The 1,287-nt window shown below is 34.3% G+C and carries 1 protein-coding gene; it reads right to left on the bottom strand.

The features are described 5' to 3' along the window. On the bottom strand, positions 1-1,113 hold a 1,113-nt coding region (locus tag N521_RS00165), incomplete at its 3' end, for a response regulator aspartate phosphatase (RefSeq protein WP_035389179.1). Positions 1,114-1,287: the final 174 nt, after the last annotated feature.

Below are 1,287 nucleotides of genomic sequence, written 5' to 3'. Positions count from 1 at the left end.
CTCATACAAGCCATCGCCCCTCCGAATTTGTTTTTGAGCATCGATCATCTGTCTATAAAAAAATACAGAATCATCCAAACGCTCAAGCCTATTATAGAATTCGGCGGCTTCTAATGCCAATTCCTCCAAATAAGGAAAACCAGCTGCGTTTCTCAATTCATTCATGGCATAAAGAACATGCTCTCTATCACCCAGATCTATATACAAAGCCTTCAGCACGTTTAAAACTCGTCCAAATAAAGCATCCTCAAAAAATTGAACATATTCTAAACTCTTCTCAAAAAAAGAAACTCCAGTTTCTCTATTACCTTTTCTAAGATAAATCAGAGCTAAATCATAATAGGCTTGGATCAATTCCTTAGCTTTAATTTTTTCGCCAACCTCAACAGCACGATCAAAATAATACACTGCTTTATCGTATTGCCCCATATCATTATGACAACATCCAACATTCAACAAAGCTTTTGTAACCATCGAGTCGTTACCAAGTGATCTAGCAATCTTAAGAGTATTTTCAAAATGAACCAAAGCCTTCTCATGAGTTTTCAAATCAATATAATTTCCTGCAACAACTGTAAGACAGTTTATTTCTCGAATAACATAAGTTGAGTTGGCCGTATATGTATCATAAGCAAGTTTCACATAATACATAGACATATGAGTTTGCTTCATATGATAAAAAACTTCTGAAATTTTATAATAAAATTCTGCTCTCTCAATTTCATCTGAAACTTGTGAAAGCTTCTTTTCGGCACGTCTATAGAACGTGATAGCTCTCAAATATTCCCCTTTTGAAAACTCATACATTCCCTTAAAAAAATGAAAGTAGTATTCAAGAAGACCAGTAAGTCTCTTCCCCTGTCCTTCTACCTCCCTCAAGTAGTCAGCTTTGTTCATTCTGTTTTCAGAGGGATTTAAATAGTCCAACATCAAACGATGTCTAAACTCCATTAATTGAAAGTATAAAAGGACGTCTTGATCCTCTTCCATATCATTTAAATTTCTCTCAATTTCCGTTTTTAATATTTCAGCATCGGTCACATTGAATCGTTTTATATGGATATACCATTCGTTTATTTGAACACCAATTTGTGAAGAAGGTATATTCGCCATCATCAATCCCCCTTTGTAAATAACCATTTTTCTGTTAAATCCTAGCATAATTTCTCATAAGAGAAGGCTGTTTGCGCCACACTTTTGAAAATTTTCGGCATCTCGCAAACATTTTTTTAAATGAATTCAGCAGACAAAACGAAAAAACGCATTTAAAGCCCTTATAAGCGTTTT

Origin of the sequence: Bacillus sp. UNC125MFCrub1.1 (assembly GCF_000701305.1) — a bacterium.
GTDB classification, from domain to species: domain Bacteria; phylum Bacillota; class Bacilli; order Bacillales; family Bacillaceae; genus Bacillus; species Bacillus altitudinis.
Note: the sequence above shows the minus strand (reverse complement) of the source record. Positions and strands in the feature narration are given on the sequence as shown.